Origin of the sequence: Legionella jamestowniensis (assembly GCF_001467745.1) — a bacterium.
In the GTDB taxonomy this organism is placed as follows: Bacteria; Pseudomonadota; Gammaproteobacteria; order Legionellales; family Legionellaceae; genus Tatlockia; species Tatlockia jamestowniensis.
In genome coordinates this window covers 270,782-294,298 of sequence record NZ_LNYG01000013.1, presented here as the reverse complement: position 1 = coordinate 294,298, position 23,517 = coordinate 270,782, and the positions used below count along the sequence as shown (strand labels likewise).

Sequence of the window (23,517 nt, the reverse complement as noted above, 5' to 3'; positions counted from 1 at the left end):
AGTGTGGACATTGACGAAAGAACAACAACAAATTATTACCCCAGCACAAGCAATCGAATTACTAAAGGAAGGAAATAAACGTTTTGTTAATAATCTTAAGATCAATCGTAATTTGTTGCAGCAAGTTAACGAGACATCTCAAGGACAGTATCCTTTTGCGGTAGTCTTAAGTTGCATGGACTCCAGAACACCTGCTGAGTTAATTTTTGATCAGGGGCTTGGTGATATTTTTAGCATTCGAATTGCAGGAAATATTTTAAATGATGATATATTGGCAAGCATAGAGTTTGCATGTCATGTTGTCGGAGTAAAATTAATAGCTGTAATTGGGCATACCCAATGCGGCGCTATTAAAGGGGCGTGCGAAGATGTTCGTCTCGGGCATCTTACTTCTCTATTGGAGAAAATAAGACCAGTTATTCAACACGTCGAAATGCCAGATTCCGATCAAAATGCCGAAAATAATGAGTTCTTGTATGAGGTTTCACGTCAAAATATAAAGCATACTCTGCAGCAAATCACCCAGCAGAGTGAAATTGTGCGAAATTTATTAAAAAAGAAGCAAATAGCAATGATTGGTGGATTGTATCACCTTGAAACTGGTTCGGTTGAATTTTACGATTAGAACCAGTAGTTCCTACAAAACAGGCCAACCATTATTTGCGGATGATTATTACATCACTAATGAAGAGAAGGTTGGCTCGTGTTATTCTCTTCGACTTCAATTTTTTCTTCAATAAATGCTAAGCGGCGAGCTAATGAACCGATGGGGTTTTTTATTTCAATTTGCTTAATTTTCTCTACTAATTCCTTGATATCCTTTATATCCCCATGATCAATTTTACGCACGAGTTGAGCGATCTCAGTAACATAATGACGATTTGCATGACCATGCAGAAGACGTATTACTCCTGAAAATAAATGATTACCTTTCGTATAATCGTTCAATAAATTTCTTGCTGATTCCAACGAATCTTTTCCTTGAAAAACTTTTTCATAAGCAGCTCGTGTTTGTGAACTTATATAATGAGGTTGGTAGTTAGAAACACCAGAATGATTTTGTTGAGATAAAAAGGAGTCTATAAACTCAGGTTTGGAGCATAAATTTAGATTTTCAATGTGAGCTTTAACTATTTGCCTTATACTTTCCAAACACCGGGCAGCAAAACTTCTTGGAGGAAGATTTTCAAGCGTCGTATAATCTTTTAAAAAATGTTCCACAGAGTCTATATTTAACCTCCTTTTCTCGTGACAGATTATGAGCTCAGTGCATAAGCTTTTTATTCCACGTGCTTGATTACATTCTTGATCGTTTCTTTGGGCTTTGTTCTCTGCTTCTGTTTTAATGGAGACTAACGCATCGTGAAAAATAGTTTTCAAGTTTTTACTGATTCTTTTTTCAGGATTTATGGATTCGACAACTTTTTTATATTCTTCGAGTTCCTTTTCATAAGGTGACAATTCTTCATTATAAATAGTATCTAGTTGCTCAATAAAGGGTTTTAAATGACTACGAAGAGTTTCACCAAAGCTGTTGGCTGTGTTCACTATACTTCCATACTGTAGCCTAAGATCCCAATTCCTATCAAAATCTGGTGGCAGCATATTTTGTGTATAGGCTTCAATGCAGGTATTAAATAGTCGAATAATCGTCAGTGGGTCAAGTCTTTCTTCATTGGATAACGAGGAAACAAGTTGATTACAAAGTTGACGTAGTGGATGCCGTTGTTCACTATCACTACTGAAACTACTTAAAAGAAAGATGGGTGGATCATCGAAGTCCCAAAAGTCCGCTGTGAACTTTTCAACAATTTTTCTTAACTGTTTTTGAACTACGTTTAATTGATTATCATATGCTTTTTCTGCTTTTCTAACGTCCTCTACAGCGTTTTCATAATGCTCATGTTCTTCATTGCTTAAGAGTGATTGCGGTAAATAATAGGGTGGTACTTGAGTAAATTGAGTGCGCGTCATTAGAAATTTCTTAAATTTATAACTTAGGATGCCTATTTTACTTTATAAATATTAGCAGAATATTATCATTAACTTGGACGACTGTTCTAAGGCGGCTTAAGCATAAAAATCCATAAGCATTGTAATTAAGATGTAATTGTCTTTATTAATAAAAAAATTAACCCGGTTGCAATAAAACATCATTAAAAGCCTTCATTTGCTTTTGAGGTGTGTGATTATTTGTAGGAAAAGTTTCTAAATAAACGGTTTGTGATGGAAATGCACATTCCGCGCCATTTCTTGAAATAATAGTTAATATTTTCATTAAAACTTGATGCTGTACGCTTTGAAATTCAGCCCATTTCGTTACATTTGAATAGGCGGAAACCATAATATTAAGGGAAGAGGGACCAAACTCAACCAAGCTTACGGTTAACAATTGAGAAGCATCGATTTCTTCCTGGTTGATGAGCATTTGTCGGATTTCTTCAGTGATGGTATCAATTTTATCAGCATCTTGGTAACGAACACCTATTATTGTTTTAATTCTACGATGCAGCATGCGGGAGGGATTTTCTACACTAATTGTCAAAAATACACCATTGGGTACGTATAAAGGTCTTTTATCAAAGGTTCTGATTCGAGTCATACGCCATCCAATAAACTCTACTGTACCTTCAATATTCTTATCAGGTGAACGAATCCAATCACCTACTTTGAAAGGCCTGTCCATATAGATTACCAAGCTGCCAAAAAAATTTGCGAAAAGTTCCTTAGCAGCAAGCGCTACTGCAGCACCACCAATTCCACCAAATGCTAGCACACCACCTATTGGGATATTCATCATTTGCATGATGAGTAACATGCCAATGATGCAGACAGCAATCGTTAGTAATTGTGCTGCAGCATGAACGAGTGTTTTATCTACTTCTTTGTCACGCTTTGTGCAGGCCTCTATATATCGTATTTCAACGCCTCGAATAAAACGAACCAAAGTCCAGCACAACATGAAAATTATTCCTGTCTTCCTGATTTCAGAAAAACTGGAAAGTAACAATAAATTTTTAAAATGAAGACAAAGCAAGGAAAAAGAAAAAGATAAACCCACTAACCAAATTAAAAAAATTAGTGGCAATTTCAAGGCTTCGAAGAAAGCCTGGGCTATGATTAAATTGGTATGCCCTATTTTATTAGTTAAATGACGAAGCGCCTGAGTTACGACCAAATGAAAAAAACCCGTAGTTAATAAGGTAGCAACAATAGATAAAATCCACATATTCGCTTTAATATACGCTTGCACTGAATGGCTTCTCCTGCTGGGTTTTGCGAAAACTTAAATAATAAAAATTGCCGATTATACCAAAGGCTTAGCGTAAGCTTAAGCTAAATGGTGAGTTAAACGTTCTACCTGCAAAGCAAAAACAAATGGTAATACACTTTATAAAGATTCAATACTTGAATAATGCGGATATTCTTAATCACCTGATTGTACATTTAACGAGGTTTATGATTAAATAGTTGCCATTCGGGTTGTTATGTTGTTATGTTATGTTTTTTGATGACACTTATTTGGATTATAAAGCGAGAATTAGTTACTCTTTGTTTTGCTCAAAAGATTTTAATGAAACAGCTGCTTTTATTAAAGCTAATCGAATTTTAATAACGAATACCGAGTTAGCCACTTACATTATAAAACCCGAAAATTATAAATATGCCTTTATTGCGAGAATAAAGAATAGCATTGTTGGCATTGTCTTATTCACGGATTTTGAATCGGAAGTATTTATTAATCATCTCTGTGTAACTCCTATTCATCGTTTTAAAGGGATCGGCTCAAATTTATTAAAAGAATTAAAAACTTTTATGGGACAAAGACCAGTCTCTTATATAGATACAAGTAACAACTATATGCCCTGGATGGATGTTTTGGAGGTTTCCAAGAAAGCCGCGGTTATTAATCAATTAGGTTCATTTTATAAGCGTGGCAGGTGACAGTCAGAGTGGTCTGGCTGTCACTTATAAAATGCCTAATAGTAGCTTTAACTCACGCGTGGGGAAATATGGTAGGAAGTAGCTGCTTCCGGTTTCAAGGCACAATGAAAAAATCCGTCTTCATAACATATTTTTTTGTAGGAGACAGTTTGCTTTAATAGAGGGCTGCCGGACTTAAGACTGTCTTTTAACAATGCAATTTGTTCCCAGGCTTTTTGACTTAGGTTGTCTTCATTTTGCTTAAGACTGCTAAGGTATCGAATCTTACCCTGTATCGTAAACTGAAACTCTAATCCGCGAAGCACTTTCTTTAAGGTGGATTGCTGGAAAACCAATTCATGCAGTTTAGAAAACTTACTGAGGTTTTCAGGGGAGAAAGAAAGCGTCATGTCCAGTTTTTGGTTGACGAATTCCAGGGTCTTTAAATCTTTGGCTAATAACCGTTCGAGTAGTGATTCCAACTCTTGGCGGCTGCCTAATTTGGTTTCTCCAGATTCACCAAAGGCTGCAACTAATTTTTCGATATCGCGAAATTTTTTGGATTTTCCTTTTTCAATGTAATTAATACGAGTAAGTAAATGTAGCTTATGAATAGCCTTTTCATAACTCATATCGCAAGGTTTGTAAGTCGATGTATTTTCAGGATCGAGTAATTTAACAATTTTTTCCAAGGCATTTAGTTGGGTATGTTGGTGTTGCCCACCGAGGAACATAATTTTCCTTCTATCAGGCCTGGATTGTCTAAGTAAAAGTGACATGGCTGATATACAGCTATTTAGCGTTTGATCCAGATTATCTCTAGAGGAAATTTTATTATTGTTTAATTCCCTTAACGTTGTTTCCAATTCACAGATTTTTGCAACGAGATGAAATCGTGCACCATTTAGTGTCGCTTTATTAAGCAGTTCTATTTCTTGCTTTTTATTATCCTGAAACTCTTTCCATTTTTTTTGTAAAGACTCATCGTCTGGGTTTCTTTTTATCTGATTTCGCAAATCGAGCGTAGAAAGATTATATCTGCTTCTTATTTCATAATATTTTTTTGCGTAGACATCAAAACCATCTTCTTTTTTCATGTCATCCAAGGATTTACTGGAATCCTCTTTTGACAGCTCTTCGAGTCCAGTATGGTATTCGGCTTGCACTGAAATCAAGTCGGATTCAATGTCGGCGAGTTCTTTTAAAATGCGTTCGCTGCTTACTTGCTCTAATACATCTTTGGAGTCTTCTTTGATGTAAGCCGGAATAGGCAAATCGTCTATTTGAGCGGCGATATATTCCCATCCACCAGCATTATGAATTAACTCTTTTATCGCGTCCGTTTTATTAAATTCAGGAGAAGGATAAGCCACCACATTTTTATCAGTTTTCTCTTGCTTAACTATCCCTTGCAAACCTAAAAGAACAGGCTTAAACAAAGAGTCACCCATTTTTCCAGACATTAACTCATCCTTGGTGACTTGTCCCCCATAGATGCTAAGGGTGGGTATAGCTGCTCCAAATGTTACGTGGCGCAAATTCATGAACTCGTCATATTCATTCGCAAGGATTTCCATACGTTCTAAAACTCTCAAACGAGAGGCAGAGAACTTATATTGAGTGATTAATTTTTGTATCGCGGTATTGTTGAGTGCCGCAGAGATAGCCCATACATCATGAAAGTTTTTTTGTTCTATCGCCATACCAAGTATATCTATCAAATGATTGACTTTTAAAATTGCTCTTTCGTAAGACATGTCTTTTATCACGTAAAGAACCATGCTACAGGAAAAATTGTTAAGATCTTTCGCCATTGCACTCGTGTATTTGTCAGCTTTGGGATCTAACGTATTCAGTTCACCGAGTGGGATTTCGAGAAAGAAATCTCGACTTATTTGCAAACGAGAATCAACTATTTGCTTTTTTAAGGTGAGGTAAAATTCAGAAATTTTGGTTTTATATTCCAACGTGCTGTTAATTTTTTTTAAAGATAACTTATTAAGTAAAATGGAATCCAAAATATCTAATGCCATGAGGGCAGTTTCAATAGTAATTTCAGAAATATTTGACTCAAGTACAACATTAAGGTCTGTTAAGAATTGATTCTCTTTAAAATCATACAAATGTGATTTTAGTTGAAGTAACTTATTTTTCATTTTGAAGCTCTTTTAAATAGTCAGATAGAGAATTAATTTGATAAAACAAATTAATTAGCGAGCAAATATAACAGAATAACTTCATTATGACTAATCCTTAACTAATAAAAGGGTCCAAGTATTATTCATGAATGACTTTATTTATAGGTGTTAGAGGTTTGGGATAGTAATATGGTCAGGTTTAATCAAAGTGTAGTTAAAATAAGAATAACCAGGGTTGAATTTAGCTAAATCCCTTTATAGCCTAGCCTGATTATTCGATGCTTAAATTAACCTTTAAACTGCGAAGGGGAAGGAGTGGTTTCCTGCTGCGTTAAGTCATCGACTGCCTCTTTCATTTCTTTCAATATTAGCTCAGAGTCTGTTTTCTTCCTCCATAAAGACGCAAGATTACTAATAATAAGTGTGATGGCCGAAAAAATACCTGGCCACCCACGATGTTTACTGAGTTCAGTTGTAGAATCGCTAATGGCAGTATTACATGTCTCGACTAACTCGTTAATTGTAAATTCACCGGCTATAAAATCATTGATGGCACTATCTATTTTAAGCCTAAGATCCCATGCTGCATCTAAAGCATCGCTATTTCTGGCAAGTTCAAATTGCTTTATTTTGTTATCAATAATTTTCACAAACTCATTAAGTGGGGCTAATTTAGTGGCGTTATCCCTCATGGCAGACAGTTTTTGTGTGTCTAAAATGCAACCAATTACATTGTCTAACATTCCATTGAAACATCCCTCATATTTTTCCTCAAATTTAAGTAAAGGCATCGTTTTTAAATCATTATGAAACGTTAGCAGCGAGTTATTCCGAAGATAAGGTTTTAGTGTAGATGAATATGTTTTATCAAGAAGCGCTATTTCATCTTGTGATAAATTTTTGATTAATTCAAAAACAGGAAATAGCGTTGATAAAGTATCCAATCCATAAGCTCTACCAAGGAGATCCACAGGTGGAAGATATTTTGCTTCATCATAGGTGGACTGAATTTTGGTTAAAAGCTCTGCGGGTAATAGAAAAGGAGGGCCAAGTTTTTCATTAAGCTCTCTTAAAATGGCAGGATCCCTTAAAAAATCTATAATTGATTGGGAGGTTATAAAGCCACATTGCTCAATCAGATTAGAACAGCCTGTGGGCGTACCTCGTTCATGCCTTTCCACCATCAAAGCAATAACTGCCTTACTAAACTCATCAGACAGTGTAGAACTTTCATCCAGTTTATAGGCCGTGAAATCTAAGAATTGTTTAAACTTTGTTTCATTCACATTTGTTGAATAGTTAAATTTAGGCATAATATTCAATTGCAATAGACTTTATTTAACTATAGCGACTATTACTTAAAAAAATATTAAGTCGGATTAAGAATTGTTTAATATGCTCTGTGCAGGACAAAATTTTTTATTTGTAAAGCGTTTAAAACAACGTTTTGTTCAAAAAATCGTAATAGATTGCTTCGCTGGTACTCGCAATTGAAATAATTTTAATCTCAATTGCGAATGAAAGAGTATAGAAATCAAAGGGAACCAGCCATTTTGTGACATTCTTCTTCACATTTATAACAGACATCTGCACAGCGTTTACAATGTTCCATATGTGTATGTTTCGCACATTCGTCACCGCAAGCTTTGCAAATGTCGGCACAAAGTCGGCAGACTTCTTTAGCAAATTGTGAGCCTCGTGCCATAAAGCTAGCTGCAAAGCTGCAAATGGCAGCACAATCTCTATTCAATTGAATACAGCGAGTTAAATTTTTTACATCACTTTCCTGTAAACAGGCCGTTGAACAATGTTCACACTCTACAGCACAAATATTACAAGCATCGATACAAGATTGATATTTTTGATGAGGCATGATGATCTCCCTATGGGTATAGTCCTTAAAAATAATCTGTTTGTTAACCTTAATCAGTCTAGGCCATTTAAAAATAAAAGCGAATTTTGGTTTATGCCTATTTTCTGCAGTTTTTGAAAATTTGGGATTACTATCCCCTTAAATTTCAGGAAATAGGGACCATGAAGTAGGTGAAGATTATTCAAATAAAATGGATGTTATTCACTCTGATACACTAAATATATGGATAAGAAAATATATGAGGCAAGTATGGACACAATATCAAAAAATGTTAAATCTGCAGACCAGCTTTTTTATAGGGTCATTAAAGAACGACGTGCTACTGCAAGTTTTGATGGCTCATCTGTCCCACATGACGTGCTTGTTAAAATTCTGCAGGCAGGTATAGAGGCACCAAGTGGCTATAATCTTCAACCTTGGCGATTTATAGTCGTGCAAGATCAAAAACAAAAACATGCTTTATGCGAAGCTGCTATGAATCAGTCTAAAGTTGAAGAAGCGGGGGCTGTGATTGTCTTTTGTGGTGATTTAAATGCACCGCGTGGACATAGTCTGGAGGAGGTTTTGACTGAAGCAGAGAGACATGGTTTCAGTCAAGAGCAAAACGAAAAGACAAGGGCAATCATTAAAAAAACGTTTAATGCCCCCGCAGGTAATGCCATGGGACTTGCCCCTGATTATGCCGTCTGGGTAAACCGTCATGTCATGATTGCTTTTACTACAATGATGTGGATGGCTGAAGTGCTTGGCTATGACACGGCTCCTATGGAAGGTTTTTTTGAGGATAAGATTAAAAATGTGCTTGGTATTCCAGAAGATATACGTGTGGTAGCTTTGCTTGGTATAGGCAAGCGAAAGGGGACTGATAAAAAATATGCAGGTCGGCGTCGATTAAGAGAGATTTGCTTTGCCGAAAAATGGGGTGAATCAATAAAATGAGCTAATTTGACTCTTGTTGAACTTAATTAATGCTTGTTATATAATTTTTGGTCTAACGCGGTGTGTCTTCTCTGGAAAAGGCCAGAGGACTGACAAGTTGTCTAGTTTAAACCAATTTTAAACGGGTTCATCGCTGAGGTAATCATGTAATTGATTTATTTCAGCGAGGGTAACCTATTCTTTTCTAAATAATTCTTTTTACGTGCTTATCCTCATCATTGAGATTAATCAGTTTGTGGAGAATTATTTATGTCTTTGACCCTTGAACGAATTAAAGTACGTGTTAGCGGTAATCGGCTTGATTTACAGAGATTGTCTATTAATGACGATGATGTGCCCTTAATTTGTGATTTCTTAAAAGAGAATCCACAAATTACTACCTTGAATCTCTGCTTTAATAACATTGGAGTGGCCGGTGCTCAATTATTGGCGCGTAATCACACCATCACGTCCCTGGATGTTTCTTTCAACCAACTTGGAGATGAAGGTGCTCAAGCACTGGCTATGAATCAAACGATAACCTCTTTATACATTGCGAAAAATAATCTGGGGGCTAGTGGCGCCCGATATCTGGCCAATAATCAAATTATTACCTCTTTAAGTGTTGCTTGTAACAAGATTGGAACCGGTGTTCAGTACTTTGCCGACAATAAGACCATTACCAGTCTTAGTATTGCTGATAATGAAATTGGAGATAAAGATATAAAAGCATTAACTGCCAATAACACCATTACCACATTAAATGCTTCTTTTAACCGTATTGGTGACAAAGGAGCGCAGGCATTGGCGAGTAATAAAACGATTACTTCTTTGGTAGTTTCGCATAACCGAATCGGACGTAATGGTGCTCAAGCATTGGCTTGCAACGAAACAATTACCTGTCTGGATATTTATGATAACAATATAGGATTAGGCGCAATAGCGTTGGCCAATAGTAGAACTCTTACAAAATTTAGGTTAGATATTAATCCAGAAATAAGTCAGTCACTTCTTGATGCTTTAATTAACAATACTACGCTTGTTGAATTTGATGTGCGTTGCAATGAGGAATATATAGATGATAAGTTTTTAGATACTATTGCAAAAATATGCAATAGAAATAAACTGAAAATCCCCGCGATAAATAGTCTAAGCTTGGCGCGTTTGTTCTTGCAGGCGCAGAGGTCCTGGAATCAAGCGACAAAGGGCAATGAAGAAAATAATATTTGTTATTTGGGACGGTTACCCAACGAAATGGTAGAAACTATTGCTTCTCATGCCCTTAACAATTACAACGCGACAACATATCGGTTCTTTGCTGATTATGCAGCTGCCCGAGAAAAGGGGGATCTAGAGTTACTGAAGCAACAGCTTTCAAATTCTAAAGATACTGAGACAATCCCTTATTCTCCAAATGATCGAAAGTATGTAGTAATGGGGAGTTGATATATCTGAGGAGGATTAGCCAGGGAAGGATTCAAATTATTGTAGATGAAAAGATACAAGCTATGAAATACCATCTTCTATAACTAGCATCTCTTGCATTTTTTTCTCTTCTCAAACAGAATCAAGCGCTAACACTTTAATACCAGTACATGAGGTGCATTGTGAGTAAGGATGAAATTCTCAAAAAATTACGGACTATTCAGAAGTTAAAGGAAGAGATCACAGAAAGAGTGTGGCAAAATGCTCGTCCTATTCAAGAAATTGATGAAGAAAAATTTAACAAAAAAGGGGAAGCCCTAACCGAACGAGCTATTGAACAACGTACTGTATTGTTGGCTGAACGCCTAATTAAAGAATATCGTAATGCCAATCCTGTGTTAATTAGTTTAATGGATGGTGCTCATCCTTTTGCCAGTCTTTTGCAAACTACATTAAATAAATTTGGTTATAAATACTCCTACACCACCATGCAAGCAAGTAGTTATGGGAATCAATTAACCTCTGGAGAATTGAAAATAAGCTCCATGCCAAAGATCAATTTGGGTGAACGAACAGTTTTTATAATCGATGATATTTGTGATACTGGAAAAACTTATTTAAAAATCAAAGAGTTACTTGAAAATTTTGGTCCCAAACAAATTTCTTTAATTGTACTTGTTGAAAAGGTTCAACCACGAATCAACAATTACAGACCTGAATATGTGGGGTTTGAGATTCCACCTGATGCTTTTGTAGTCGGCATGGGATTGGATTACTATGGCGAACTGCGTAATAAAACAGAAATTCGTGGGGTGGATCCTGCTTCTTTGCCCTCCAGGGAGGAGCAGGAGCTACTGGATTCTGAAGCCTCACTCAATGAAGAGTTGCGTAAACTCATCGCCCTGGAAAAAACAACAAAACCAGGTAGTAGTACGATGACAGTGTTTGGAGGTAATAAATCGAAAGATAGAGTAGATCCAAGCCTTACTGATTCATTTCAATTCAATTAAAAGAAAATGCTAAGGGTATACTGTTTTAAACAGCACCTACCCTTAGCAGTAACTTGCACATTAACCTTATGTTTAGCGAAATTTAAATCTACTGGTCTCTTCTTTCATGGAATGAGAAACCTGTTTATGCATTTTAATAATTTTGTTTTCTAACTCGTGGAGGTTAACGCCTGTTTTTGCCGATGTTTCTATATAATCCATCTGATAGGTATCTGCCCATTTCTGAGCTTCCTGTTGGGTAATTTCCCTCTCCCCGGCGAGATCGCTTTTAAGTCCTACAAGTAAAAATTGGCAAGTTGTATGACGTGCTACAACTTCTTTATACCAATAAGCCAAATTATCAAAGCTTGCACGAGCACTAATATCAAAACAGAGAAGGAAAATATTAGTGCGCCTATATTGATTGTTAATGTAGGCGTCGGAATTAATTGTTGCAGAGTAATCACGACCACCTATAAGAGGACTTTGATAATTTAATAAAAAACCCCCTGTAAAATGCTTTTCTTCAAGAGCACCTATGTGGAATTCTTGAAATATGCCTTTTGTCAGCTGAGAAATGAGGCTTCTTATGCCAATTCTTGAGTCACCAATTAAAGTGACATTAATTTGAGGGGCTTTTCGGGGGGCTACTTCGGATTGAATTTTTCGAGAGGCGAAAGTCATTTTTTTAAAAAAGTGGCCTGTTTCAGAAAGCTTGCAGAGCGCTTGTGTGGGCAATAAAGACGTAATAAACCCTATAATGTCTTGGGGCAATTTTTGAAATTCCCCTGCACGTACCTGCATTAATTTTTTTTGTTCATGTTCTGGCAATTGTTGTTCAATCGTACGTTGTCCTAAACGAAAAGCTTTGGTTAAATGAGAACAATAATTCTTTAAATCTGCATCAAATTTTTTTAAAGGCGAAGAAAAAATCGACCCTAATAAAGATGTGGACAATGTCTTCGTAAGCATCCTGTAAGTGTTTTTCAATGCACTATGGGAAGAGTCTGGGCAGCTAACAGAGATTATATGGTCTAATAACTGTTTTACTTGTGAATCAATATATTCTGCAGAAGATTGGTCATTTTTTGATTTTTTCGTCTTAAGTTTTTCTTCCAAGGAATTAATAACTGTTGTCTTATTATTTATAATTTCATTAATTTTTAATAGCTTATTAAATTCTTTTTGCTTTTTATTTTCATCATTAATAATAGATAAAGAATCATAAGTTTGTTGTAAGAGCTCATACACCTCTTTAATAAAGTCAATTTTCTTTTGTAAGTATTCGATTTTCATTGCTATCTAATTAGAGTTAATTATGAATTTATTGCTCAATTATAATCCAAGCTGAACGGGGGTTATATGGGTAAAGTTACCTATACCATGATTTTTAATGACTTAATTTGAAGGGGGGGTTATTGAGAGAGTTTGTCCTTTCGTTAAAGGTTTCCCTTGGAAATCAAAACATTGCTTAACGATTAGGGTTTTTCCAGTAAAGAGATCACAATATATTCGATAACCTGCCTGATTATAAATGAATAATTTACTATCACCGGGCACGTCTCCATTCAGATTGATTTTATAATGCTCAGGATTGGGTATGTTTTTAAAAGTATTATTCATACACTCCGCTAGCTGGGCTCCCATTTGATGTTTTACTTCATAACATTGCTGCATCACCTGAAGCGCAAAGTCTAAAATAACTTGTGGTTGGGCTACAGTCGTTGCCTGGGCGAACGAAAAACCAATAGCACAACCTAAAATAGCTACACGTAAAAGCATAACTTTCCTTAAACTATTTTTATTAATTATAGAAGAGGTCTTTAAAAGCGTTGCTTGCTGCTTTTTCCTATTGTACTCTGGACATTGTTCAGTCATTACAAGGAAAGTGAATGGCAAAAGTTCTCTGTGTACTTTATGAGGATCCAGTAAGCGGCTATCCTCCACGTTATGCTCGGAATGAGCTCCCGAAAATCGAATGTTATCCAAATGGTCAGGGGTTACCAGCACCTAAAGCCATTGATTTTACGCCAGGGCATTTATTAGGTTCTGTTTCAGGTGAGTTAGGTTTGCGCCGCTTTTTGGAAAAGGAAGGCCATACCTTTATTGTGACTTCTGATAAAGAAGGACCGAATTCACGCTTTGAAAGTGAGTTGATGGATGCCGAAATAGTCATTTCGCAGCCATTTTGGCCCGCTTATCTTACTGCTGAGCGAATTGCAAAAGCACGGCAGTTGCGATTGGCAATCACTGCTGGAATTGGCTCAGATCACGTTGATCTCGAGGCTGCAATGGCCAAGGGAATCACAGTGGCGGAAGTAACTTATAGCAACAGTATCAGCGTAGCTGAACATAATCTAATGCTCATTTTAACACTGGTGCGTCATTATATCCCTTCCTATCAATGGGTACTGGATAAGGGCTGGAACATCGCAGATTGTGTTTCAAGATCTTATGATGTTGAGGGCATGAGCGTAGGGATTGTTGGGGCGGGGCGAATTGGCTTGGCGACTATGAAACGACTAAAGCCCTTTGACGTTAAACTCCATTACACCGATAAACATCGCTTATCGACAGCGATGGAAAAAGAATTACAGACGTGTTTCCACCCTTCAGTAGAAGCGATGGTGTCCCAATGTGATATTGTGTGTCTATGCTGCCCATTACACCCGGAAACAGAAAACTTATTTGATGAAAGGCTGCTTCATACGATGAAAAGGGGGGCTTATCTTATTAATACTGCGCGGGGCAAAATTTGTAACCGTGATGCAGTAGTGAAAGCATTAGAAACAGGCCAGCTTGCAGGGTATGCGGGGGATGTCTGGTTTCCACAACCTGCGCCGAAAGATCATCCATGGCGACAGATGCCGCATCATGGAATGACGCCTCATATTTCAGGTACCTCCTTGTCTGCTCAGGCACGATATGCTGCTGGTGTTCGAGAAATTCTGGAATGCTATTTCGCGAAAACACCTATTCGAGAAGACTATTTAATTGTTGATGGCGGTAAACTTGCAGGGAGTGGTGCTTATTCCTATAGTCCTGGCAATGCTACTTGTGGTGCTGAAGCTATTACCTAATAGACTTTAGATTAACCTAGTGTGTGATTGCATTTTCAAGATGAACCTGGTTGTCAAAGTGCCAACCAGGTGATAACCGTTAATTAACTTACTATAGGCGCAAGTTTAACGCTTCTAATTGTGTTGTAACCTGCCTGACAGGCTCCCAGAAAAATCGTGTCAACATAGTCGGTTGCCTCACTTCCCTTGCCGGATTCGTGGGAATCATTGCTTCTTCTTGTTTCACGCTTGCTTCATAATTTAACAATTCTTGGGTACTAAAAAAACGACGGGTTTGGTAGAGGGATTTTTTAGATTCTACTTGTTCCAATTGCCCCAATGTTGTAGTTACTGTATGTAACTCTTGTCCATAAGTAGCTATGAGCCTTTTACTTGCTTCGTTTAAGTAGTCTGAAAGAAGATGTTGAGCCCTCTCTTGTAGAATAGCGATAACATTTTTGGTTTTTAAACTCAGGGTATGAGTTAATTTATCCTGATTAAGTTGCCCAATCCTTTCTTCTTCTGTGATGGCTGCTAAGGTTTTAACTGGATCTGAAAGTTTAGTGTGAAGAATGGAAATATTCGCTTTAATCAGCACTAGTTGGCCATTTAGAAGAAGCTTATCTTTTAAACTACAGTCTGGCAGACTTAGTTGAGTATTAATTTTAGAGAGTTTTTCTTCTTCAGCCGCTATCTCACGTTTTTTCTCTTCAATAACTTGTTCTGCTGCAGATTTTTTGAGTTGTATTTCTTTGGCATACCTGTTTAAAACTGCGTGCTTTTCTGGCAAATCACCATAGAAATCCCCGGCTGTTTTTCCCGAAAATTTTTCTATTTCATCGAAATCAGGCAGTGACGTCCAATCCCAGTAAGCAAGACGATGAATATGTTGATGAATAGTGAGAATAGATTCAGGTAAACCTACCACACTCGAACGATTGAGGGTCGTCCAATCCAGGTTTAGCAAATTTTTTAATGTCCAAAGCTCTTTAAATTTTTCTTGTAGTTCTAAGGGGAGTATCTCACAGGCTTTTGGGTCGTTTAAATGGAGCAGAGCCTCTCGATGACGGTCAAATTGTTCTTTTTGCAACATGAGTTGTGCGCGTTCTTTTTCAAGCATTGGCAAGGTAGATGACTGATACCCGGTAAACCCTTCTCTTAAGGGGGAATCATCAATTTGTACTTCAATATAGGATTGAATCCCATCACAACCACTTCGAATCCGTACCTGGTCTTCTGACACCTGAAATAAAGCGGCAAATTGAGACGCTTTATGGGCAAAGAGGCTGTCTTGAGTGTCTTGCTTGAAACCATCGACTTTTTTAAGTGACTTTATGGAGTGACTCAATTGATGTTTTAACGTGTTCAGGGCATTACTATAAGGTTGATACGCCGTATAAGAGCTGAAGCGGTTTACAGTCTCATATAATTCCTCAATAAGATAAATCTGATTATTATCCTCACTTATATTAATCAAGGTTGTTTTAAGATAATTCCATACTGTATCTCCATTAAATTGTTGTGAAATATCGTCAAGTTGGGTGCGAAATTGACCAAGATGATAAGTAGATAATACCGAATCATTGCAGCTCTCTTGAAACTCCTGGTCGCAATGAGGTGCAAAAATTAGCGATTCAATCGCGGTCAAGGCCGTATTAATCACACTGCGCGGATTTTTATGGGTCAATGAAAAGAGATATTCATCGTTTAATTTCACGCGTTGCTCTTGAAGAACCATATAGAGAGCTTGAATTTTAGCTTTGTCCTGGGGGGCTTGTCTTAATTCCTCAGCCACTTGATAAATCTTGCTGGCAGCCTCTTTAGCAACAGTTCGTTCCAGAAGGGCATGCAAAGGTTGAGGATTTTGATTGACCCAGGCAAACTCATTCATAAGATGATGAGCCAGCATTTTCATGATTTCATCACCATATTGAATACTCAGGGCAATTAATTGCTCGTCTAGCTCAAGACCGGCTTGTCGATAAAGTTTAGTAAAGGTAAGAACCAGCCCTTGCATTTTAAATTTATCAATCAATGGCATTGAAGCCAGGGTTTGGGTATGTGCAAGGAGCAATGGCTTTATTTTTACAAGTAACTCTTGAATGGCAGCTGCACTGGCTTGACTGAGTTTGTTTTGATAAAACGCAACGGTTGATTGAGTAATTTGCGTTGTATCTTCCTGGCGTAGTACTTTATTTTTCTGTTGAATAACTTTCTCGGCAAGTGAGACCAAGAGGGTTGGGAAAAATGAAGATGATCTCGATCTTTCGTCGGTATTTAGTGTCTTAATGGCTTCAGGATAAACTGCACAGAGTTCTCCAATTAAATGAGGAAGCAGTTGTTGGCTTTGGGCTAATTCCAGTTGTTTTTTAGCATCTTCTTCAGGTTGGGTAAATTCAAGAGCAGCCCCTGCCTTGTCGAGAATCACTGCTTCCAAATTTTGATAGGTTAATGCAGTAGCCGCGGTTGTAAAGGAAGGGGATTTTTCTTGTAACGCATCCTGAATAGTTAACTCCCTGGCGAGATCTAACTGTTTTAAATAATTAAGTTTTAAACGCTGCAAAGCGGTAAGTCTTTCTATTTGTTGGGCCTTTGCTATCCATTTTTCTTCCCGGATATTCTCCCAAATTTTGCAAATTGCATTTTGGAATTGAGCAATGCTTAAGCTCAAGGTATCTGCTGAAATGCTGGTTTCTTGTACATTTGACAATTCACTTAAAAGTACCTGACGCCATTGATAAAGATCATTTTTCAAATTGATATCGTTTGGATAAAGATCAAGTAATAAACTTTCCCAAGCATGGACTTGTTGCATCAATGTCTGCTGTGCCCTATCAATTGCTTGGGTATAAAGTCTATCCAGTGTGGCTTGTAATTTAATTTCATCCTGCAGTTTTTTAATAGTCTTCTCAGACTGTAGTTGACGATAGCGAGGGAAAAGAAAATACATGAATCGAGTAAACCAGCTGGTAGGTGCTGGGACTTGATAAATCGGAAGCCACTGTCCAGGTTTCCCGTTTCGAGCCGCGCGACCTGCAATTTGTATGGTCATTCTCTCGCTGTCAGTATAAGGCTGAATAACAAATAGACCCTCAGGGTGGGTACCAGGATTAATATCAATGCCTCTTGCAAGCATCGCTGTCCCAATGGTAATCGTATTCGCTTTACCAGCCTGTTTAACGATGCGGTCTAACTCTTCCGGACTTTCTTTACCAGTGACAATTTGAATTTTAAATCCTGCTTTTTTATAAGCTTCAAAACTTTTTCCGATGGCTTGGGCATCATCAAAATCCTCACTTACAATGAGAATGGGTTGAGTTTGAGTTTGACTCCATTTTTCAAGAGCATCCTTAGTTTGTAGAATAAAAGCTTCGCGCTCTTCTAAAGTTTGGATAGGAATATCGGAATCAAATTCCAATCTTGGTTTTTTAACAGGGCGTTTAACGGCATCGATTGCTTTATGAATAGCGTTAATCGTTTCATTACGTGAAAATGTAAAAACTGGGGGATGTTTTTTGCGATTATCACCTGCATAGGGTGCTACACTGATTGCTTGGGTGCCGAGTTGTGTGGCTAGATACTGCAATTCGATTGAATCGCCAGGGGTGCCTGAAATCCCAACAAGTCGCCCTCCCGTATTTTGGTAAAAGCGCACCAAACCACGGGCAGATTGACTTGCTAAAACTTGTGGATCAGCGTCAATAAAAAAATAATGTGTCTGGGCATTATTTTCTGTTTTCAGTCGCGCTTGTAAAGCTTGCTGTACACCGTCGGTGAAAATACAGCCGGTTTTCGGTGTACTGCGAACCAGCGGAATACAGACCATTTTTTTTGTTACTTCATTACCGGTTTCATCTTTTTCTTTAAGGGGGCGAACAATAAAGTGTTTATTCTCAACAAGTTTGGCGGCTTTGCAACTGGCATTGATCCATTGTCTGAGTTGTGTATTGCTGGTTGCAAGCATAAAATTTTGTTTATCAGCATCACCATTAAATTTTTCGTTAATCGTTTTGTTAATGTAAAGACGAAACTGTTCGACATCTTCATCTTCATCCCAAACTTTACCTTTGGCAGAATCAGTATTGCGAAATGTTGGAAGATTAATAAATTGGTAAGCAAGTGGATAAATCCATTGAGCATGAATATCTTTTGCTTCAGATGAAGGGTTTTCTGCAACTAACTTATAAAGTGTAATTTGATCAAGTAAGGCATCATCGCTTTCATCTAAAACAAGATGAATAGCATGCTCATTTTGAATGAATGCCTCTTGTTTCGCTTCCTTGGCTGCCAGACGGAAAAGAGCCATGTCTTCTAGCGTAGAGCAGTTGATGCCGTTCAATTGATAATCCTTTGGCTGACTATCTGATTGAATCAGGGATGACTTAATCTCTAAAAATTTAAAGAAGGGTTCGCAACTGTTTTCATAATCCCTGATTAATAAGGTTCTGTTTGCAGTGCATACATCAACGGTCCCTCCTTGTGCCCACTGTAAAACTGCAAGAATTGGTGCAATTAAGCTTTTACCTTCTCCTGTATTAATGCGCATGAGTAAATTTGTATAAGGAGTATGTAGGGAGAGCAACAACATGAGCATTTGCGTGGTATTGGGGAACAAGCCTGTAGTACGAAAATAAATTTCTCGCAGGTGTGCAAGAAGCTCCATTTGGATCAAGTCAAGTTGTTCTTCAGGAACTTGATGTGAACGCAGCTGATTGAGCAATAGGGTTGCCCGCTCCTTTAATTGCTGACGAGAACTGGAGGTTAACTTTTTAAGTTCACTATAATCGTAGGGTTTTAAGGGATCAGTGTATCCTAAGGTTTCTATATAAGTAAGCTGCTTAGCCAGTTTCAATTGTAGTAATGGGGGCAGTTTAACTTCATGGAGTAAATCTTCCAGGCTTAATAAGGCTTCCTGAATTCTTTCGGTTGTAAAGTGCTCTGAAAGGGGGCGTGTTTCTCCTGTTTTTGCAAATGGATTAGTATCAAAGCTTGAGCAATAAGCCTGAAGTTTTTCTGAGCCGTGGGCTAGTAGTGCCGAATTCAGTGTATGGGCAATTGGGTACGGAGGCGTTGCAAAGAGTTGCTTGACTTGATCTAAATCGATTGCAGAACGCCTGCCTAACCCTTTGGAAATGTCGAGTAAGATGGGTAAATTAACGGTATCATCCTTTTTGCTGTTTGCAAAACCTGTCAAAATTGCAATAAGTTTTTCTCTATTTTCCTCATTCATTGAAGCCAGTTGAGTTAAAATATTGGCATAGGTACTTAAATCCCGGCTTAGATTGTCGAGGGAGATACGTTTTAGCAAAGCAATACATAGGGAAGCATGGACAGGATTTTCTGATAGAAAAGATTGGGTGCGGTGAACTAAGTCTTGAACTAAATCTTGAGAATCATTCACGGTCATTCGACTTAAGATTTGAATAATTTGTTTAAGAATTAAAGATTTTGTTTCCTCCTCAATATGGGATTTTTTTAACTCGTTTAAGGTAGCTAAAGGAAACGGTGTGGGGTTTTTTAAATTGTGAGCCACGCTCATCTTAAAAAATAAAGTCTGGGTTTCTGCTTCCAGATCAGCTAACTCAAAAAGAGCTTCCAAACCATTTAAAGCACGATCAATAGCCGCTGTATCCGCTAAAGGGTTCTCTTCAAAAGCTTGAGTCGTTAATTTTAGATATAAATTCAAAGATGCTGGGTCGGCACGAAGAAGCGTATTAACCAGCACCTGCTTCTGCCGATAGTTTAAACGCGAGAGAGGGGGGGTTTGTAGCTGTTTATAGATTGTGTAAAACTGATCTGATGCTTTGTCTTTAACATCAATGAGAAAATTAAGATAACTAACAATCGTTTCAATCGTGGTTTTATAATTTTGCAGTGATTGGTCGGCAGGTTGATCTTCAGCAAGGTTGCCCGCGGCTTCCAGAATACTATTTTCAAAGTCTGGATCCTGTGTATTTAATTGTTGCAATGTTTTTTTGAGTGCTGGCAATACTTTTTTCTGTACCAGTTCTTCTTTGAATAAGAAGGTAAGCGAGTGAGTGTCATTGAATTTCGCTAGCCATTCAAGACAGGTGTTCGCATCTAAATCAGTAACCTTGTTTTTATTACGCTCATCATTGAAATATGCATGGATTTCGCGGTTAATAAGTCCATGCAGTTGCGTTAAAATGCCGGAAAATATCCTTCCTGTTTGATTGTCTGTCGCGAGGCGCTGACCGGTAAGGATAAAGCTTAAAATATATTCACCCTTGGTTTCTCCCAAGCCTCGCAAACTATAAGTTGAGTTAAGAAGCTTTGGCATTTTTTCTTCGAAATATCCAAATTTATTGAGGATTTCTTCAAAGCATGGATTAGGGGTCTGCAGTAGCTCAACAAGGTCAGCTAAAGCGTCAAAAAGCGGAAATAATTCCTGGTTTAATTGCTCTTTTAACTGATCAGGGACTAGCTTACTTTGAAGATTTTCTTGCAATGATGCTTTAAGGCTTTTTATTTGCAGAACATCATTGCGTTTTTTCACTGCAGTAATTAGTGCATCAACTATCAGATCATCAAGTTTAGAAATATCACCATTACCGAAAACGCATCCGGGTAATAAATTTCTTTCAATAATACTGTTTTTTAACCACTCTTCCTGTTTTTCTAACGTAGACTCTTCAGGGAGATAGATGGACTCTATAATTGAATTGATCAATGCTTGAATTTGCTGACGCTTGGGTAAGGGCTGGGATTTTGAAACATTAATTTTGCTTAAAAGACTTAACAAAACATCAGAATAGACGCTACCTTTATTCATTTCGAGTTTGTTAATCGCTAACATCAACTCATCAATGTCATTTTGGGATAAGTCAGGCTCATCTATTCTTGCCAATAATTTAATAGCATCAAGTGTGAGATTCTGACGATTATTTTGCAAAAGTACTGCAAAGGATGCTACAACCGACAAATTGTTTTCAGGAGAGCTATTTGTCTTTTCCATGCGCTCTTGCAGGGTATCGATTAATTCAAATCCTTCATTTTCTAGGCAAGAAATATAGGGGGCAATGAGTTCATTTTTAAAATTCTTGTCAGGAAAAGACGTTTTGAGTTCAAGCAATCGTAATAGAAGGCCTTGTATTTGCAAAAAAGAGGGAATGGGCTTGAATTTGAAACAACGTGAAAGTCCCTGAAGTAAATCAGCCCTCTCCTCATGGCTAAGCGGTTGCAGTAAATTGATGCTATTTTTTAGCATTTTCTGCCAGTGCTCAGCGGTAAGATTTTCTTCGTTAGCAAAAGTGCAGGTTAAAATAAACAACAATTGATTCTTTTGCTCAGCACTCCATGTTGCCTGGTTTTGGATCTCTACAAATTGCGCTTCAATGTCTGTTAATCTAATCCTGCTTTTCCAATGCTGTCCCAGATAACGAAACAGCAGCATGTTCAACTTTTCTGGATCGCCATTGAGATGGTTATATATAGTCTCAAGGTTGAATTTTACATCCTCAGCTTTTTCGAGATGCATGCAGGCTGCTACTTGTAGAAATCGCTCCGATGTTGGAGCTTGTATCATTGCATAATGAACGCCGGTAGGGCCCCAATCAAGATCTTCTAATGCTAAACATTGCTCTTGTGGATTTTGAGCGTGCTCTAAAACATCCAATACGCGATTTAATGTGACTAAAAGATGACCTTCGTGATTAATAGGGCAGGGATTAGGAAGAGTAAGATTCTTATCGGCAATACGAGGTAGAAAAATTTGAGTGTAAGCTTCGAAAAAATTATTAAAATCAAAATGGTGTTTCTCATGTTTAAGATGGGCAATAGCCAATGTGTTCCACCATTCTTTTTGTTCGGCTGGAAGTTTTAGAAGTTTCTGAAGATTTTTAATACCGCGCGGGCTTAAAAAAGCATCCTGGGCAACAGGATCTTTCAAAAACGCAATACTTAAGTTTTTATTCAGGCAATTTCGTAAAAGTTTTATAAATAATCTAGTGTGAGTTTCACCGCCAAGGATGAATAATTTGGCAAGCATGGGCACAATAAATTCGGCATCAGCGGGATTACATGCATTAAGAAGGGCTGATATTTCTTTGGCACTCGTAGGTGACGCATGAATTAAGCCCTCTTTTTGCGCCAAAGGATCACTGGTGTCCAAGAGATGCCTTAAAATAATGTCAGACAGATTGGGTGATACCTTTAATGCCTCACCAAGGCTAGGTAGCTTAAGTTGTGTGGGTATTTCAAGAGTTGGTGCGAGGGCAGAGGGAAGCCTGTGCGGCATGTCAGTGTAGCATAGAGCATGTTGTTCACTGTCGATATAAAAGCCCTTCACTAAATTCCTAGGGATAATACCATCCGTGAAGGCATGAGAATATTCTTTAATTTTTTGTGCTGCTGTTTCTTGTAATGCCTGGATACCTAGTGCTGATAATTGTTTTACAAGATTAGGTAGTTCTGGTAAATCAATGGGGACATAGACAAGGTTTGAAATCTCAAGTTGTTTAATATGTTCGCTTTGTGGTCTTTGGACAGCAACAACTGAATGTCTCGGAAGATGAATACTTTTTTGAATTTGAATATTGGCACGCACTGTCGATGAAGCACTATTTAATGCCTCTTTTAAAGTATTAATTTTAGGTTCAGTGGTTGTATTTAGTAAGTCCGTTGCAGTTTGATCCAAAAATGCCCTGCGTGCGCTTAGAATGAGGATATTGCTATTGATTTCATCATTGGGAAGTTTAAAAAGGAAAAGACGTTTGCGCTTTTCTTGAACAAATTGCAGAAGGATATCAATGTCCTCTTCTTTAATGTGTTGGGGCTCAAGAGTAACCTCAATGGGGGTGTAGTTTGTTTCTGTTTCATAGGAAGCGGTTAAGTTGTCGAATAAAGATTGTAGGTACTTATTTTCAAAATTAGCTGGCACAGAACACTCCTCATCAAAACAAACTTCTTGTTATTAAAGCCGCCCTAAAAGTGCAAGCAGCATAATAAAAAAAGAGGGTTAATTAAATACTCTGTGTTAAACAAAAAATCATGTCGAACCAGGTCATGACGTAAACGCTTATGACGCCTAGGGCGCGACAAAATTTGTTCGTTAACGGCGTTAAGGGCGAACAAAGGGCTTACCACTTTAAGATTCAAGTGTCGAGCCATGTTTTTTCTAATTGTTTCTTTATAAGGGAGAATAAATGTCTTTTTTTTATTTTTTTGTAAGG

14 protein-coding genes are annotated in these 23,517 nt (G+C 37.6%); 6 read left to right on the top strand and 8 right to left on the bottom strand.

Annotation, left to right across the window (positions count from 1 at the left end):
* Nucleotide 1 precedes the first annotated feature (1 nt).
* Nucleotides 2-625 (top strand): carbonic anhydrase family protein, encoded by a 624-nt coding sequence (locus Ljam_RS05710; RefSeq protein ID WP_058449163.1) that lies wholly within the window; start codon nt 2-4, stop codon nt 623-625.
* A 56-nt stretch (nt 626-681) separates the two neighbouring features.
* Here Ljam_RS05710 and Ljam_RS05705 read toward each other — a convergent pair whose 3' ends face one another.
* Together Ljam_RS05705 and Ljam_RS05700 are read right to left on the bottom strand one after the other, a co-directional pair.
* Complete coding sequence (locus tag Ljam_RS05705) at nt 682-1,974, bottom strand: DUF5617 domain-containing protein (RefSeq protein WP_058449162.1); 1,293 nt, start codon at nt 1,972-1,974, stop codon at nt 682-684.
* 157 nt (nt 1,975-2,131) lie between these two features.
* A complete protein-coding gene (locus Ljam_RS05700) occupies nt 2,132-3,253 on the bottom strand; it encodes a mechanosensitive ion channel family protein (protein ID WP_238583699.1) in 1,122 nt (373 codons plus the stop codon).
* Between the two features lie 248 nt (nt 3,254-3,501).
* Between Ljam_RS05700 and Ljam_RS05695 the strand changes: the two genes are divergently transcribed.
* Nucleotides 3,502-3,945 (top strand): GNAT family N-acetyltransferase, encoded by a 444-nt coding sequence (locus Ljam_RS05695; RefSeq protein ID WP_058449161.1) that lies wholly within the window; start codon nt 3,502-3,504, stop codon nt 3,943-3,945.
* Nucleotides 3,946-3,992: 47 nt separating this feature from the next.
* Here the strand turns inward: Ljam_RS05695 and Ljam_RS05690 are convergent, their stop codons facing one another.
* The 3 genes from Ljam_RS05690 to Ljam_RS05680 all read right to left on the bottom strand — a co-directional run bounded on the left by Ljam_RS05690 (nt 3,993) and on the right by Ljam_RS05680 (nt 7,935).
* Nucleotides 3,993-6,080, bottom strand: a complete 2,088-nt coding sequence (locus Ljam_RS05690) for a RasGEF domain-containing protein (protein WP_058449160.1) — start codon at nt 6,078-6,080, stop codon at nt 3,993-3,995.
* A gap of 269 nt (nt 6,081-6,349) precedes the next feature.
* The gene (locus tag Ljam_RS05685; protein ID WP_058449159.1) at nt 6,350-7,375 is read right to left on the bottom strand and encodes a hypothetical protein; all 1,026 of its coding nucleotides are present in this window, start codon (nt 7,373-7,375) and stop codon (nt 6,350-6,352) included.
* Between the two features lie 221 nt (nt 7,376-7,596).
* Nucleotides 7,597-7,935 carry a four-helix bundle copper-binding protein gene (locus tag Ljam_RS05680; RefSeq protein WP_058449158.1) on the bottom strand — a complete coding sequence of 113 codons (339 nt, stop codon included), beginning with the start codon at nt 7,933-7,935 and terminating at the stop codon, nt 7,597-7,599.
* A 249-nt stretch (nt 7,936-8,184) separates the two neighbouring features.
* Here Ljam_RS05680 and Ljam_RS05675 point away from each other — a divergent pair, with 249 nt between their 5' ends.
* From Ljam_RS05675 to Ljam_RS05665, 3 genes are all read left to right on the top strand, one after another.
* Nucleotides 8,185-8,874 (top strand): nitroreductase family protein, encoded by a 690-nt coding sequence (locus Ljam_RS05675; RefSeq protein WP_058449157.1) that lies wholly within the window; start codon nt 8,185-8,187, stop codon nt 8,872-8,874.
* A gap of 249 nt (nt 8,875-9,123) precedes the next feature.
* Nucleotides 9,124-10,299: a leucine-rich repeat domain-containing protein gene (locus Ljam_RS05670; RefSeq protein ID WP_058449156.1), complete on the top strand. Its 1,176-nt coding sequence runs from the start codon at nt 9,124-9,126 to the stop codon at nt 10,297-10,299.
* Nucleotides 10,300-10,460: 161 nt separating this feature from the next.
* Complete coding sequence (locus Ljam_RS05665; RefSeq protein WP_058449155.1) at nt 10,461-11,288, top strand: phosphoribosyltransferase; 828 nt, start codon at nt 10,461-10,463, stop codon at nt 11,286-11,288.
* Nucleotides 11,289-11,360: 72 nt separating this feature from the next.
* Here the strand turns inward: Ljam_RS05665 and Ljam_RS05660 are convergent, their stop codons facing one another.
* Together Ljam_RS05660 and Ljam_RS05655 are read right to left on the bottom strand one after the other, a co-directional pair.
* The gene (locus tag Ljam_RS05660; protein WP_058449154.1) at nt 11,361-12,563 is read right to left on the bottom strand and encodes a GTP-binding protein; all 1,203 of its coding nucleotides are present in this window, start codon (nt 12,561-12,563) and stop codon (nt 11,361-11,363) included.
* A 102-nt stretch (nt 12,564-12,665) separates the two neighbouring features.
* A complete protein-coding gene (locus Ljam_RS05655) occupies nt 12,666-13,049 on the bottom strand; it encodes a hypothetical protein (protein WP_058449153.1) in 384 nt (127 codons plus the stop codon).
* 110 nt (nt 13,050-13,159) lie between these two features.
* Between Ljam_RS05655 and Ljam_RS05650 the strand changes: the two genes are divergently transcribed.
* The gene (locus Ljam_RS05650) at nt 13,160-14,347 is read left to right on the top strand and encodes an NAD-dependent formate dehydrogenase (RefSeq protein ID WP_058449152.1); all 1,188 of its coding nucleotides are present in this window, start codon (nt 13,160-13,162) and stop codon (nt 14,345-14,347) included.
* Between the two features lie 91 nt (nt 14,348-14,438).
* Here Ljam_RS05650 and Ljam_RS05645 read toward each other — a convergent pair whose 3' ends face one another.
* Nucleotides 14,439-23,225, bottom strand: coding sequence for a preprotein translocase subunit SecA (locus Ljam_RS05645; RefSeq protein ID WP_058449151.1), 8,787 nt, complete (start codon nt 23,223-23,225; stop codon nt 14,439-14,441).
* Nucleotides 23,226-23,517: the final 292 nt, after the last annotated feature.